This is a genomic window from Cellvibrio sp. ARAG 10.3 (assembly GCF_051846955.1).
Taxonomy (GTDB): Bacteria; Pseudomonadota; Gammaproteobacteria; order Pseudomonadales; family Cellvibrionaceae; genus Cellvibrio.
This window is the reverse complement of sequence record NZ_JBPYCU010000005.1, coordinates 112504-127231: the sequence shown is the minus strand read 5'-3', so window position 1 is coordinate 127231 and position 14728 is coordinate 112504. Positions and strand designations below refer to the sequence as shown.

At 50.4% G+C, this 14728-nt stretch carries 5 protein-coding genes; all 5 read left to right on the top strand.

What is annotated here, in order from left to right:
• The first annotated feature begins 341 nt into the window (after positions 1–341).
• The 5 genes from ACSV5M_RS08415 to ACSV5M_RS08395 all read left to right on the top strand — a co-directional run bounded on the left by ACSV5M_RS08415 (position 342) and on the right by ACSV5M_RS08395 (position 14727).
• A complete protein-coding gene (locus tag ACSV5M_RS08415) occupies positions 342–2015 on the top strand; it encodes an alpha-glucosidase family protein (protein WP_439175473.1) in 1674 nt (557 codons plus the stop codon).
• 448 nt (positions 2016–2463) lie between these two features.
• Complete coding sequence (locus tag ACSV5M_RS08410) at positions 2464–6957, top strand: alpha-1,6-glucosidase domain-containing protein (RefSeq protein ID WP_439175472.1); 4494 nt, start codon at positions 2464–2466, stop codon at positions 6955–6957.
• Positions 6958–7036: 79 nt separating this feature from the next.
• Positions 7037–10015, top strand: coding sequence for a TonB-dependent receptor (locus ACSV5M_RS08405; protein ID WP_439175470.1), 2979 nt, complete (start codon positions 7037–7039; stop codon positions 10013–10015).
• Between the two features lie 350 nt (positions 10016–10365).
• On the top strand, positions 10366–13161 hold the full coding sequence (locus tag ACSV5M_RS08400) for a TonB-dependent receptor (RefSeq protein ID WP_439175468.1): 2796 nt from the start codon (positions 10366–10368) through the stop codon (positions 13159–13161).
• A 75-nt stretch (positions 13162–13236) separates the two neighbouring features.
• On the top strand, positions 13237–14727 hold the full coding sequence (locus ACSV5M_RS08395; RefSeq protein ID WP_439175751.1) for a tryptophan halogenase family protein: 1491 nt from the start codon (positions 13237–13239) through the stop codon (positions 14725–14727).
• Position 14728 lies beyond the last annotated feature (1 nt).

Below are 14728 nucleotides of genomic sequence, written 5' to 3'. Positions count from 1 at the left end.
ACGGCGGACTCGCTCAAAAAAATGGCGGAATATTCGCAAAGGCATATGACGGCGCTCTGCTGAATACGTATTCTATGGCTTTTATTGCCGTATTTTGTGGCGCAAACATATGCATACGTATGTAAGCTATTGCACACACGAACAGCGCTGACGTATTTTGAATTTAGTCAATTCTTTACCCTCCTGCCCGGATTGTTGAACTTTGGGGGCAGAAGACGTATCCAGGACTAAAACCCAAAAAAAGCAATTCATAATAAAGCGTCAGGACAACAATTTATGTGCCCCGCAATATTCCCAGAAAGCGTCAACAGAATTTTCGCCCGTTGCAATGAGGTGTCAGCATGACTCAGACACCTTGGTGGCGTGGCGCTGTTATTTATCAAATTTACCCGCGCAGTATGATGGACAGCAACGGTGATGGCATCGGTGATTTGCCCGGTATCATCCAGAAGTTGGATTACATTGCCAGCTTGGGCGTGGATGCCATCTGGATCTCGCCCTTTTTTAAATCACCCATGAAAGATTTCGGTTACGACATCAGCGATTATCGCGCAATCGATCCGATCTTTGGTTCTCTGGGTGATTTTGATCGCCTGATTACCCGTGCGCACAGCCTGGGTATCAAAGTGATTATTGACCAGGTACTGAGTCACACCTCGGATCAGCACCTCTGGTTCCAGGAGAGCCGTACCTCTAAAGATAATCCCAAAGCCGATTGGTATGTGTGGGCCGACCCCCTTGAGGACGGCACGCCGCCCAATAATTGGCTGTCTATTTTCGGTGGTTGTGCCTGGGAGTGGGAGCCGCGCCGGGGACAATACTATCTGCACAATTTTTTAAAGAGCCAGCCAGATCTGAATTTCCATTGTGCAGAAGTGCGTAAGGAAATTTTAGACGAGGTTGAGTTCTGGTTAAAACGTGGCGTAGATGGATTGCGCCTGGATGCCATTAATTTTTGTTTTCATGATCAGCAATTGCGCAACAATCCAGCCAAGCCGATCCATGAACGCAAAGGGCGTGGATTTAAGGAAGATAATCCTTATGCCTTCCAGTATCACATCTACGACAATACCCGCCCGGAAAATATTGCGTTCCTGCAATCGTTGCGCGCGTTGATGGATCGCTACCCCGGCTCGGTCACGCTGGGTGAGATATCCGCGGAAGATTCGCTCAAAACCATGGCCGAATACACCACCGGACAATCCCGCCTGCACATGGCTTACAGCTTTGAGTTACTGGTCGATAAAATGTCGGCATCTTATATTCGTCAAACAGTGGAAACGCTGGAGGCCGGGTTGAAAGAGGGCTGGCCTTGCTGGTCCATCGGCAATCACGATGTGGTGCGCGTGATGTCGCGTTGGGGCGGAAAAAATCCTGACGATAAACTGGCGCGAATGCTCAATGCCATGTTGTTGTCATTGCGCGGCAGCGTGTGCAGCTATCAGGGCGAAGAATTGGGTTTGACCGAAGCGGATATTCAGCAAGAGCAATTGCAAGATCCATACGGTATTGCCTTCTGGCCGATGTTTAAAGGTCGCGACGGTTGTCGCACGCCCATGCCATGGGAAGCAAACAGTCCGCACTGTGGATTTTCCAGCGCTGCCACCTGGCTGCCGATTCCCGATGAGCATCGCGGGCGCGCGATAGAGTTGCAAGAAAAAGCGCCCGACTCAGTGCTAAATCACTATCGGCAATTTATGCAGTGGCGTAAACAGCAGCCAGCTCTGCGTCTGGGCAACATCCGCTTTATGGATGCGCCGGACGATGTACTGATGTTTTTGCGTGAACACGAGGGTGAGCGTGTGTTGGCGGTATTTAATTTATCCCCGGTATCGAAGACGGTGGCATTGGCCAGCGTCAATGTGAAAACATTGCTTGACGGACACGGCTTTAACAGCGGTGCAGTGACAGAAGGCTCGCTGGTTATTGACGGCTTTGGTGCTTTCTTTGCGAATGTCAGTGTGGCGGTAGACGATAAATCAGCAGAGCAGTTGTTGATGGCCCAACCGCAATAATTTTTTTTCGTTATGTTTCCTTCCTGCGCAGTGTCGGATTACGCCTTCGGCTAATCCGACCTACGTTATTCTTTTTCCTTTTCCGTTTCAGCTTTTTGTTGCATACGTATGCGTTTCGTTGAATACGTATGCATTCTATTGTGGGGAAGTTGGCGCGGATTTACTATCTTTACAAAGAATTACCAGAAGTTCAGACAACACTTCTTTCCTGCAGCACGCGTGTTTCGCACGCGAATGGTATCGACAAGATAAATAAGATTTAACGAAGGCCATTGTACGTTTTTTCAAAAGCAAGACTGTGAGCGATTTAAAACTACCAGAAAATCTCCGTAGCTGCTGAGCATTGATCTTTCGTAGTAGCGCCACTTTCTTAATCAATTTTCAACACTGCAAGCACGATTCATCTACACCGTTTTAAAACAATAACGATTAGTGGGGTAAACAAACCATGTTTAATTTGCACAATAAATTGGGGCTCATCGCGCTGGTCTGCTCATTAGCAGGCCTGGCGGGATGCGGGGGTGGTAGTGGTACGGATAACGAACAGGTGAACTTACCTGCGTGCCGCGATCCATTGGTTATTCTCGATAACGGCACCTGTGGTGAGCCGCGTGATCCGTATGTTCCACCGCCATGTCCAGACGGGCAAATTCGCAACAGTCTGGGCGCTTGTATTGTTCCGGATTTCCCCACACCCAGCCGTCTTCCCGGTAAAGATGAAGTTGTTATCTACGTTAATATTGAAGGCACGGAAGACGAAAAGAATGCTGCGTTTGCAGGATACAATCTGCATCTCTGGCAAGACTGCGGAAATGGTTGGGCCGATGAAACGAAAGATGGAAATCAACAGACTTGGAAGATTCCTACCGAGTGGCCCAAAGGTCCGAATGTCACCAGCCGAAATGACGGTGAACCGGGCATCAAACACGACCCCTATTACGGTGCTTTCTTTGTTATCCCTGCCAGTGAAACCGGTGGCACTTGTGGTAACTACATCGTAAAAACCCCAGGCGGATCGGCACAAACCAACGACCTGCAAATGCAGATGAAACGCAATGGCGGCGACTATGATCGCATGGCATTCATTATCGTCAACGCCACCGACATGCGTAACAGCCGCATCAGCGATATTCCGATTTGTATCAATGATATTTGCACCCTCGAACAACCGCTGTTAACCATTACCGATGTGGAAGCCCACTGGATCGGTACGCACACGATTATCTGGAACCGTGAATTCGCACCGGATAAAAAGGTAGAACTATATCGTTCCACTGCCGGTGGTATGAGCGGTACAGAAGACGGCAGTGTTGCCGGTGGCACCTTGCTGGCTGAGTTAAGCCCGGGTCGCGAAATGACCGATGAAGAAAAAGCCCTGGTTCCGCATTTAGCAGCTTATTTTGCTTACGATTTGCCCGCCGATATGTCGCGCGACACCATCAAGTCCGCTATCAAAGATGAACTCTTGATTGTGGGACGTTACGACTCCATTGAGGAGGACGACCAGGGAGAAAGTATTACGGTAGAGCGTGCACGTGCCACCCGCATCCAACTGCCACATGTTCTGGATGCACTTTACACCGCCGGTGACAACGATGCTGATGAAGCAAGCTTGGGGGTCACCTATGGTGAAGGCGTTGGTGTGTCCTTGTGGGCGCCGACTGCGCAGAATGTAGAGTTGCGAATTTATTCCGGTGATCCATTGCGCATTGCGGATACACAAGCCATGAATTTTGATAATGCAACGGGTATCTGGCACTACCGGGGAACTGCAGCGGAGTTGGATCGCAAGTTCTACCGTTTTCGTGTAACCACCTACAACCCGGCTGCTAAAAAAGTGCACCGCCTGGAGGTGACTGATCCCTATTCAATTTCACTTTCCACCAACAGCCGTTACTCGCAATTTGTTAATTTTGCCGATGAAGATCTGAAGCCTGCCGGTTGGGATGGTCATGCAGTGCCCGAGGTGACCGCGCCCGAAGCCATGAGTATCTATGAAATTCATGTACGCGATTTCAGCGTTGATGACGAAAGTACTTCCGCTATGCACCGCGGCAAGTATATGGCGTTTACCGAGACTAACAGTGCACCGGTTATGCACTTGCAAGAATTGGCCAATGCCGGATTAACTCACGTGCATGTGTTGCCATCCAATGACTTTTCCAGCGTTAACGAAGACGGCTCAGCGCAAATTAATCTTGACAGTTTCGTTTACCAACTGTGTCAGCGCGTCCCTGATCCGAAAGCGGTCATTGCCTGTGATCGCTCCTTCAGCAACTCAGCCACCTTACGCAGTGTGCTCGAAAGTTTTGACCCACAAACAGACCTGGCCCGCTCGCTTGTTGCCGCTATGGCCAACTTCGACGGCTTCAACTGGGGTTATGATCCGCAGCATTTCAATGCGCCGGAAGGAAGTTACGCCACCAATCCAAATGGCTTTGCTCGTATCAAGGAAATGCGCGCAATGAATATGGCGCTGCATCAAATGGGCCTGCGCGTGGTATTGGATGTGGTTTACCCTCACACGATTTCATCGGGTGTAGAAGTCGCGAACTCAGTCTTTGATAAAGTGATTCCCGGTTATTACTATCGCACCAATCCCGCCACCGGACTTGCGGAGCAAGGCACGGGAGCCGGTCCGGATACCGCAACAGAACATCGCATGATGGCTAAGTTTGTAAAAGATTCTGTTGTGCAGTGGGCGCAGCAATATAAGTTTGATGGTTTCCGTTTTGACCAATCCGGCTTTATGCCCAAGTCTGTTCTGGTTGAAGCGTTTGACGCGGTTAAACAGGTTGATCCGGATAATTATTTCTACGCAGAAGCCTGGGCTCCGCATGGTGGTACCTCTGGCGACCGTATTGCAGAGCGTGCGATGCAGGAGGCGTTGGCCGGTACAGGTATTGGTACCTTTAATGATCGTATTCGCAATCCGTTGCAACAGTTCAACTTAATCAAAGGCGGAAACGTCGATGCGATTCGCGCGGGTATGGCCGGTAACCTGAAAGATTTTGAAATCAAAGCCAGAAACGGTGCGGTTATCAAAGCAGAAGCAGTGGGTGCTTACAATCTCGATCCACAAGAAGCTGTCAACTACGTTGAGAAACACGATAACGAAACCCTGTGGGATTGGATGCATCGCCCCGATACCATTCCGGCCGATACGCCACTGGAACATCGTGTGCGTATTCATAACCTGACACTGTCCATTCCATTGCTGAGCCAGGGTGTTCCGTTTATTCATATGGGCAGCGATTTGCTGCGTTCCAAATCCATGTCGCCTAACAGCTATAACGCGGGTGACTGGTTTAACCGGGTGGATTTTACCCGCACCACCAACAACTGGGCCGTGGGTTTGCCGCCGGAATTGCGCGATGGCATCACTGATGATCATGTGAAGGGTTTGTTTGCCAATCCGCAAACCAAAGCCGGCAGCCAGGATATTGAAATGGCAGCCCTGGTATTCCAGGAATTCCTGACTATCGCCAGCAGCAGTCCGCTGTTCAGTCTGCAAACGGCTGAAGAGGTGATTGACCGGGTCGGCTTCCACGATGGCGGTATGAATTATCAAGCCGGTTTGATTGTGATGAGCATCGATGACGGTGCGGGTACTGTTTATGGCACCGACGCAACCGCGCGAGCTGATCTTGATTCGTCGGTTGATGCACTGGTCGTCATCGTCAATGGTACTGCTGAAAGTAAAGCCGCCAAGGTCATCGGCGCTACCGGATTCACCCTGCACGATAGATTGCAAGGTTCTGTTGATGCGAATGTGCGCACCGCCACGTTTGCGGAAGCAACAGGAGATGAAGACGGCGGGACTTTCACTGTGCCGGCTTACACCACTGCCGTGTTTGTAAAAACCCAGGCGGGTGCTCAGGGAGCGGGTCTGGATGCACGCGGCACACTGGAATTGTCCGAGCAAGAGCCGCCCATCTACGCCAATGCCATTCATGTGCGCGGCAGTATTTACGATGCGGGCTGGAGTGCTGACAGTGGTAATGAAATGACTTATCACGGTAAAGGTATCTATTCAGTTGTATTGGATGTTTTACCAGGTAGCTACGCATTTAAAATTGCTGATGCAAACTGGAGTACACCCAATCTGGGCAGCGCCCAAGCATTAACCGTGGGCGGCTCTATCACATTGAACAACGCCTCTGACAGCAGCAATATCAATATTGAAATCGCTGAAGCGGGTACTTACCGATTTGAATTAGACGCATCAGTCAATCCCGACAGTCCGGTACTGAGCGTCTTCCCTGACGCATTCGCGGGTGTGGCGGCGCATGTGCGCGGCGAAATTTCTACCGCCGGTTGGGATGCGAGTATCGATAATATGTTGACCTACGAAGGCAAAGGGATTTATGCGTTGATTGTCGATGTGACGGCATCCGAACAGATTCGCAAATTTAAAGTGGCCAGTGAGGACTGGTCGACTGTGAACCTTGGCGGAGATGTTGTTGTTTCATTGGGTGATGCTACACCGCTGGTCATTGGCTCCAATGATGATGTGGAGATTCAGCTGACTGCGTCAGGCCGCTATCGTTTTGAAGTGAATATGCAAAATCCGACAGCGCCCGTATTGCGTGTTTATATCGACGATCTGTTCAGTGCAACGCCCGCGTATTTGCCTGGCGAGATTTCCTCGGTCGGCTGGAATTTTGCAGAAGACAATCGCCTGACTTATCGCGGTGCGGGTTTATATCAACTCACCTTCACTATGACTGCAGGTAACTACCAATTTAAGGTGGCGGGATCGGATTGGAATAATCCCAACCTTGGTGGTCCGGTGATAGAACTCGGAGACGCTTTCGCGTTAACGCCAGGCAGCAACGACAATATCCGGCTCGCGGTGCCTGCCGATGGTGACTATTTATTTACCGTAGATACGACCGTCGCGGACGCCATAACTATCCAGGTGGACTCCCTTAATCCCTGAATCTTGTCGATCATCCCCCTCCTGCGCGGAGGGGGCTCAGAACAACAAATAGCAAAGATAACGAACTGAGATCACGCACATGAAAACATTTTCTCTAAAGCCCCTGGCAATTGCAATGTCCGGGTTGACGCTGGCTTCCCTGGGCCAGCTTTCCTTCGCGCAAAACGATGAAAAACCGGTAGACCCCATTGAAGAATTGGTGGTAGTCGGTTACGCCAAATCGATTCAGAACAGCCTTGATACCAAACGTAATGCCGACACCGTTGTGCAAGCAATTTCTGCCGCCGACCTGGCTGGTTTACCGGATGTTTCTATCGCTGATGCGTTGGCGCGTGTGCCGGGTATTACCGTTACCCGGTCGGGCGGACAGGCCAGTACCATCCAGGTGCGCGGTATGGGTGAAGGTTTTGTGTTTTCTACCTTAAATGGTCGGGAACAGGTATCACCTAACGGTACGCGCGCGATGGAATTCAGCCAGTTTCCCTCAGAGCTGATTCAATCGGTGGAAGTTTATATGTCCCCCAAGGCGTCCTTGATCGAAGGGGGGGTCGCGGGCTCCGTTGAATTAAAAACAGTGAATCCACTGGACATGACCGAAGACCAGCGCTTTGTTATCGGCGTACGCGGCAGCTATAACGATCAGGCTGGTGATATCTACGGCGCGGAAGCGTATGGGCAACGCTACACCTTATCGTTTCAGAAAAAATTGTTGGACGACACCTTGGGTGTTGCCCTGGGTTATGCGCGCCTCGTGCAACCGCGCGCAGCGAGTCGATTCGAGCATTACAATTACGAAGCCACACCGCTATCGCTGATCAACGATGCTGGCGTTAATATTCATGTCGTGGATGAAAATTTTAACCAATTGCCTACGGATGATCGGCCGTTCAATGTCGCTATCAGCGATGGCTTTGAATTATTTCAAACCGGTGGCGAAGAGGTGCGCGATGGTTTTGTGGGGGCATTGCAGTTTGAGCCCAATGATCACTGGAGTATCCAGTCCGATATCTTTTATTCCAAGTTCACTTCAGATAGTTATTCGCGCGGTTTCCGTGTGCAGCCATTGCGCAACTCTGCCATCACCAATGTGGTGTTGTGGAACAACAGCGCCGTAGTGGGTGGCGAATTCGGTGTAAGCGACCAGAGTCCCACCTCGTTTGATTTGCAGGTAAACAGTAATGATGTCACCCAGGAAAATGAACTGATCGCGGGTGGCTTTAATGTGGAATGGCGCCAGGACGCGTTAAAGCTGTCCCTGGATTTGTCTCATTCTGAAGCATCCGGTGTGCAAGCGGATGGCGTTGTGCGTGCACATTTGTATCGCCCGATAGAAGATCCTGTGCCGGGTCTTGATCCTTACGAGCGTGACCCTGACCAATCCATGGTTTATTTGCTGGACGGCATTGATTTGCCCAGTGTGAATTTCAGCCGTAATTATGCTGAGTATGATTCCAGTGGCGTCAGTAATTTGCGCATGACCAACTACGAACGCTACCCGCGTATCAACGATGATGTCATCAGTGCAGTACGCATGGATATGGAATATGAATTTGATATGCCGCTGATCCGTTCGGTGGAAGCGGGTGTTCGTTACTCCGAGCGTAACCATCAGGATCGACGTCAGGTATTTGTTTACGGTGACGGCGCGGCTGGCACAATCGACACAGATTATTCCTTACCGATTACCACGGAAAATTCTGACATTGTGAAATGGAAAGGTGATTTTGACCGATTTCCTTCCTTCCTCGCCATTGATGGTGATGCCATCATCCGCGAAGCTCACGCAAACGGGTTGGTCTTGACCGGTGTGCCGGATTTCTCCGATGTCGAAGCTGTTCCCCGTTCACTTGAGCCGGCTGCCCGTTGGGGAGAAGGCCGGGATTGGTCAATGAAACAACGCTCTGATATTGATGAAAATATTACTGCACTGTATCTCCAGGCTAATATTGAAACCAGCCTGTTCGGTAAAGACCTGACCGGTAATATTGGCTTGCGCCATGTGCGTACCGACCAATCCAGTGTGGCGCTAATTAACGTCAATGGTAGTGTGGAAGACGGTGCAGTGGAAATTTGCGATGAAGTGGGTGAATGCAGGAGTGAATTTGCTTATCAACGATTGGGCGTCGAATACAGTGATAACTTGCCTTCGCTGAACCTGAACTACCAGTTGGCAGAAAACGATCAACTGCGTTTAGCTGTGGCGCGCGTACTGTCGCGGCCGCCCATTGCGCGCCTTGCTGCGCCGGATTCAGAAGGCACAGTGACTGTGCAGGCCGGTGATATTCCCACATTTAATTACGGGTCCAACACCTCGCCCTTTTTGCGTCCCTTTATTGCTGACCAGGTTGATATCTCATACGAACATTATTTGCCTGAATACAATGGGGCATTTGTTATCGCCGGTTATCATCGCGAAATCAAATCGTTTATTCAGGATATTACCTATCAGGACTTTGATTTCAGAGCGGCGGGTTTTGATGTGCCGGATACCTGGATCATCACCGACCAAGGTGGCGTGGATGTTGAAGTCCCGGTAGAGAATGGAGATTACTCGACATCCATCAATAATCTGGATGGTGGTTTTATTCGCGGACTCGAAATCTCTTATACACAAACCTTCAACTTCCTGCCTGATGTATGGTCCGGGTTGGGGGTCAGTACCAGCTACTCCTTGACCGATAGCGAAATTAATGTGAGCAACCCTTTGGAGGGAATCGAAACAGCGGGCAGCTTGCCCTTCCCGGGATTAGTGGAGAAGTCGGCAAACTTTACCGTATTTTACAGTTATGAAAACTTTGAAACCCGGTTATCGACAACCTATCAGGACTCCTTTGTCGGTGAGACCCGTAACGTGAACCTTCAACCCATTGTATATGCCCCCGAGACATTGCTGGATTATCAGGCGTCGTACAAATTTGACAGCGGCGTGGATCTGATTTTCTCGGTCAGCAATCTCACCAACGAGCCCAACAGGAGCTATATGTTTGATGAAGAGCTGACCAGGACCTTGCAGTGGTTTGGCAGAACGTTTTATCTGGGGGCAAATTACTCTTTCTAGTTATCTTGAAGTGTTGTGCCGCACAGACAACTGTGCGGCTTTTTTTGTGATCGAATCGATTGAAGACTATTACGTCAGCTAATAACTATTCTGCTTTTCCATTTCCTCTTTTATTAATTAATATCCTGTCAACGGGACCTAATGCAGCTAAGCTCAATGAAACTGCATACGTATGCGATCCGTTGAATACGTATGCACGCTATTGTGGGCATGAGTGCCACGACTTACTATCCTCCAGAGGACAGAAACTCTGTTTACTGCATCGGGCACAGGTTAATACACAGGCATAACAATCGCTGACGACACTGTGCTTATAAAAAATAATAGTCATACCTCCACGGAGAGTCATCATGAAAAAGCGCACTTTCAATCACGCATTGGCGTTAATGTCTACCATGGCATTAGTGTCAGGCTCCCTTAATGTTTACGCCCAGGCTGAAGATGCCGCTCCTATCGAAGAAGTGGTTGTGACCGGTTTCCGGGCCAGTTTGCAAAACTCTATTTCTGCCAAGCAAAACGCATCGTCAATTGTTGATGCGGTGTATGCAGAAGACATTGGTAAATTACCGGATACCAGTATTGCCGAATCTCTGGCTCGTCTCCCCGGCCTTGGCGGTGAGCGTCGCGACGGACGCACCAGCGGTATTTCAGTGCGTGGTTTTAACGAAAACTACGTAGCGACGACGATGAATGGTCGTGAAATCCTGGGCATTGGCGACAACCGTGGCGTTGAATATGACTTATACCCGTCGGAAATTATTTCCGGTGCTGTGGTTTACAAAACCCCTGATGCCAGCCTGGTTAATCAGGGTTTAGGCGGTACGGTTGATTTGCAAACCCTGCGCCCGCTTGAAAAAGATCGCATTATCGGCATCACTGGCAGTTATGAAATGAATGAGTTGGCATCATCCAACCCGGACTATGATGATACCGGCCATCGTTTGGCGTTTACCTATTCTGACAAGTTTGCCGACGATACCATCGGCGTTGCACTGTCAATCGCGACCATGGAATCTCCCAGCCAGGAAGAACAATTTCGTGCGTGGGGCTATGCCGATCTGGACAATGAGGGGCCTGGTGAAGTTGTTGCATTAGGTGGGCACGATTCCTATGTTCGTTCGTCCATGATGGAGCGTGATACGTTTTCCGGGGTGATTCAATTCGCGCCGAATGACCAATGGACATTTACATTGGATGCTTTGTACATCGACTTTACTGATTCCAAAGTGTTTCGTGGAATGGAAGAAGGCACCGTGTGGGGCGGCGGCGTAACAAACGTTCACTCAACGGTTGAGGACAACCTGGTTACCAGCGGTGAATGGAATGGTTTCCACAGTGTTATTCGTAACGATGGCGAAGTAAAAGACGGTGAACTGACAACATTCGGATTCAATGTTGAGTTCCAGATGTCGGATAATTGGAAACTGACGTTGGACGCAGCTACCGGCGAGTCCTCAAAAGATCTGCTCAACGTTGAAAGCTATTCCGGTGTTGGGCGCGCGGGTACGGCCTCTCAGGGTGACCCGGCTGCACGTTCCTATGTACTGACCGCCAACGGTGTGCAGTACGGTCCCCATTCCACAATCTCCATGCCCGATTACGCTGATCCAGCCAACATCCGTTTGGCCGGCCCGCAAGCCTGGGGCGGCGCTATTGCGCAAGTGGTTGGTCAGAATAACGCGCAAGACGGTTTTGTTAATAACCCGTTGTTTGAAGAAGAACTGGATACATTGCGCTTACAGGCGGAAGGTGAAGTTGATTTTTCCATCATCAACAGCGTGGAATTTGGTGTTAATTACTCTGACCGCAGCAAATCAAAAATTAACTATGGTTCCTTCCTGATTGCGCCGGGATATTTTGCTGCTGATGGCGTGACCGTAGCCGGTGGTGATATTGCTGTGCCAGCGGATTACATTGTGGGCTCCGCTGATCTTAGCTTCCTGGGATTAGGCAGTGTGTTGGCCTATGACGGTATTGGTTTGTATAACGACGGTATCTATCGCGAGGTCGTTGCAGACCAATACGAGCCATCCCGTTTGGGTGATACCTACGAGGTTACCGAAAAAGTCACCACCGGTTATGCCATGGCGAATTTCGAGTCCGGCATTATCTCCGGTAATCTGGGTGTGCAGGTTGTTCACACAGATCAAAGTGCAACGGGTTATGATGCCTATACCGGTGAAGAAGGCACTGTGGTGGCAACACCCGTTACAGGTGGCGATAAGTACACCAAAGTGCTGCCTAGCCTGAACATGAACTTCCAGGTCACCGACGATCAAATTGTGCGCTTTGCTGCTTCGAAAACAGCATCAAGAGCGCGTATGGATTCAATGAAGCCTGGCGACACCATTAATTTCAGTTTCGACGCGGCGCGTCGCGCTAGTTCAGATCCTGATTTCAGTGCCTGGGATGCTTCATCCGGCGATGCAGCGCTGAAACCTATTGAAGCGGTTCAGGCAGACTTGGCCTACGAATATTATTACGCTAACGATGGCATGGTATCCGTTGCGGTTTTCCACAAAGACATCCAAAACTGGCACGTCAGCAATCGCACACTGACAGACTTTTCTGATTACGTGATTCCGGGTTACCACGACGCGGATATTCCTGAGCTGGTATCAACTACCGGTTATACCACTGCCATCGCTGAAGCGGGCGACGGTTATGTAACGGGTGCGGAATTCCAGGTGAGCTTGCCGTTCCATTTGTTCAGCGATGTGCTGGATGGCCTGGGTATGACAACAAGCTATACCTTGCTGGACGGTGAAATCGAAGTGGATGGCGCCAAGCAGGAAATTCCCGGTTTGTCTGACGAAATGTATCAGCTGACGGTTTACTACGAGAAAAACGGGTTTGAGTTCCGCGTGAGTGGGCGCAAGCGTGACGAGTTCCTGACTGAAGAACGCGGTGTCAGTCTGTCGTTGGTGCCCATCACGGATCGCGGTGCTGAATTGTGGGACGCTCAAATTGGTTACAACTTTAGTGAAAGCGGTATCCGTGGATTGGAAGGGCTGACGATCACCCTGCAAGCGCAAAACTTCACCGACGAAGATACGGTGACCGCCGATGCAGACGATCCGCGTCAGGTCAGTAAGTACCAACACTTCGGTGCTAACTATTTGTTAGGCTTCAACTACAAATTCTGATAGCGCTTATTGCAAGTCGGTAAAAATTGGCCCTGTCAGTGACAGCTGACGGGGCTTTTTTTCAGGTTGGCCATGATGAAGCATCCCCTAAAAAAAGTTGTCATTGTTGGCGGCGGCACGGCGGGTTGGATCGCGGCGGCGCTGTTAAGCAAGTTAATGGGTAGTGCATTAAGCATCGAGCTGATTGAATCTGATGCGATTGGCACTATCGGTGTCGGTGAGGCAACAATTCCACCCATTCGCCATTTAAACGACGCCTTGGGCATTAATGAAGCTGATTTCCTTCGCGCGACTCGGGCGACCATCAAACTTGCCATCCGGTTTGATGGCTGGCACACGCCGGGTCAGCATTATTTCCATGCGTTTGGTGCAGTGGGGCAGGACTTTGCGTTTTGTCCGTTCCAACATTTTTGGCTGCGCGCCCGTCAGGCCAATATTGCCCCGGACTTGTGGGACTACAATCTCAATTACCACTGCATTGCGGCCAATAAATTCGCACCGCTTTCCACCCAAGATCCGAACCTGGAGTTACCTTACGCCTTTCATTTTGATGCAAACCTTTACGCACAGTATTTGCGGCACTACGCCGAGCAGCGCGGCGTGATACGTACCGAAGGGCTGATTGAGCAGGTGCAGCGCGATGCTGACTCGGGTGATGTCACGCAGCTCGTGCTGAAGAGTGGTTTGGTTGTTGCCGGCGATATATTTCTGGATTGTTCCGGGTTGCGTGGTTTGTTGATCAAGGAAGCCCTGGACACGCCATTTGAAAACTGGAGCCATTGGCTCCCCTGTGATCGCGCGGTGGCGGTACCGTCCGAGCCACTGGAAAAACCACTGCCGTTTACGCGGGCAATTGCACATGAGTTCGGATGGCAATGGCGTATTCCGCTCCAGCATCGCAACGGTAACGGTCTGGTATACAGCAGTGAATACTGCTCGGATGACGAGGCCGCCCATCGCTTGTTAACCCGGCTTGACACCACCGCCACCGACGAGCCGCGCTTGATTCGCTTTAGCACCGGGCGACGTGTTGAAAGCTGGCGTCACAATGTGGTGGCTATCGGTTTATCCAGCGGCTTTCTTGAGCCCCTGGAATCCACCAGCATCCACCTTATCCAGTCTGCCGTGGTGCGGCTGTTAAAACTGTTTCCGCATCAACAGATTGAGCCGGCGGCTATTGCCGAATACAACCGTCAATCGGCGTTGGAGTTCGAGCAGATCCGCGACTTTATTATCTTGCACTATCACGCAAACCAACGGGCAGGTGAGCCCTTCTGGGATGCGTTACGACACTCTGATATTCCTCACAGCCTCGCGCAAAAAATCGCTTTGTTTCGCCAAACCGGCACACTCGTCAAAACCCAGGATGAATTATTTGTTGAATCCTCCTGGTTGCAAGTGTTGATCGGGCAGGGCTTGTTACCGGAAGACTATCACCCGATGGCGAATCAGGTCACAGACACGCAATTGCGCGCGCTATTAAACAATATGAAAAGCATCAAACAGTCACCACTGCAACAGATGCCAGGCTACGGTGAATTTCTCGCGCAGATTAACAATAAATAAT

What these genes read in the sequence shown, in the direction of transcription:
- ACSV5M_RS08405 (WP_439175470.1), top strand. Translation starts at nt 7,037, where the DNA reads ATGAAAACATTTTCTCTAAAGCCCCTGGCAATTGCAATGTCCGGGTTG.
- ACSV5M_RS08415 (WP_439175473.1), top strand. Translation starts at nt 342, where the DNA reads ATGACTCAGACACCTTGGTGGCGTGGCGCTGTTATTTATCAAATTTAC.
- ACSV5M_RS08410 (WP_439175472.1), top strand. Translation starts at nt 2,464, where the DNA reads ATGTTTAATTTGCACAATAAATTGGGGCTCATCGCGCTGGTCTGCTCA.
- ACSV5M_RS08395 (WP_439175751.1), top strand. Translation starts at nt 13,237, where the DNA reads ATGAAGCATCCCCTAAAAAAAGTTGTCATTGTTGGCGGCGGCACGGCG.
- ACSV5M_RS08400 (WP_439175468.1), top strand. Translation starts at nt 10,366, where the DNA reads ATGAAAAAGCGCACTTTCAATCACGCATTGGCGTTAATGTCTACCATG.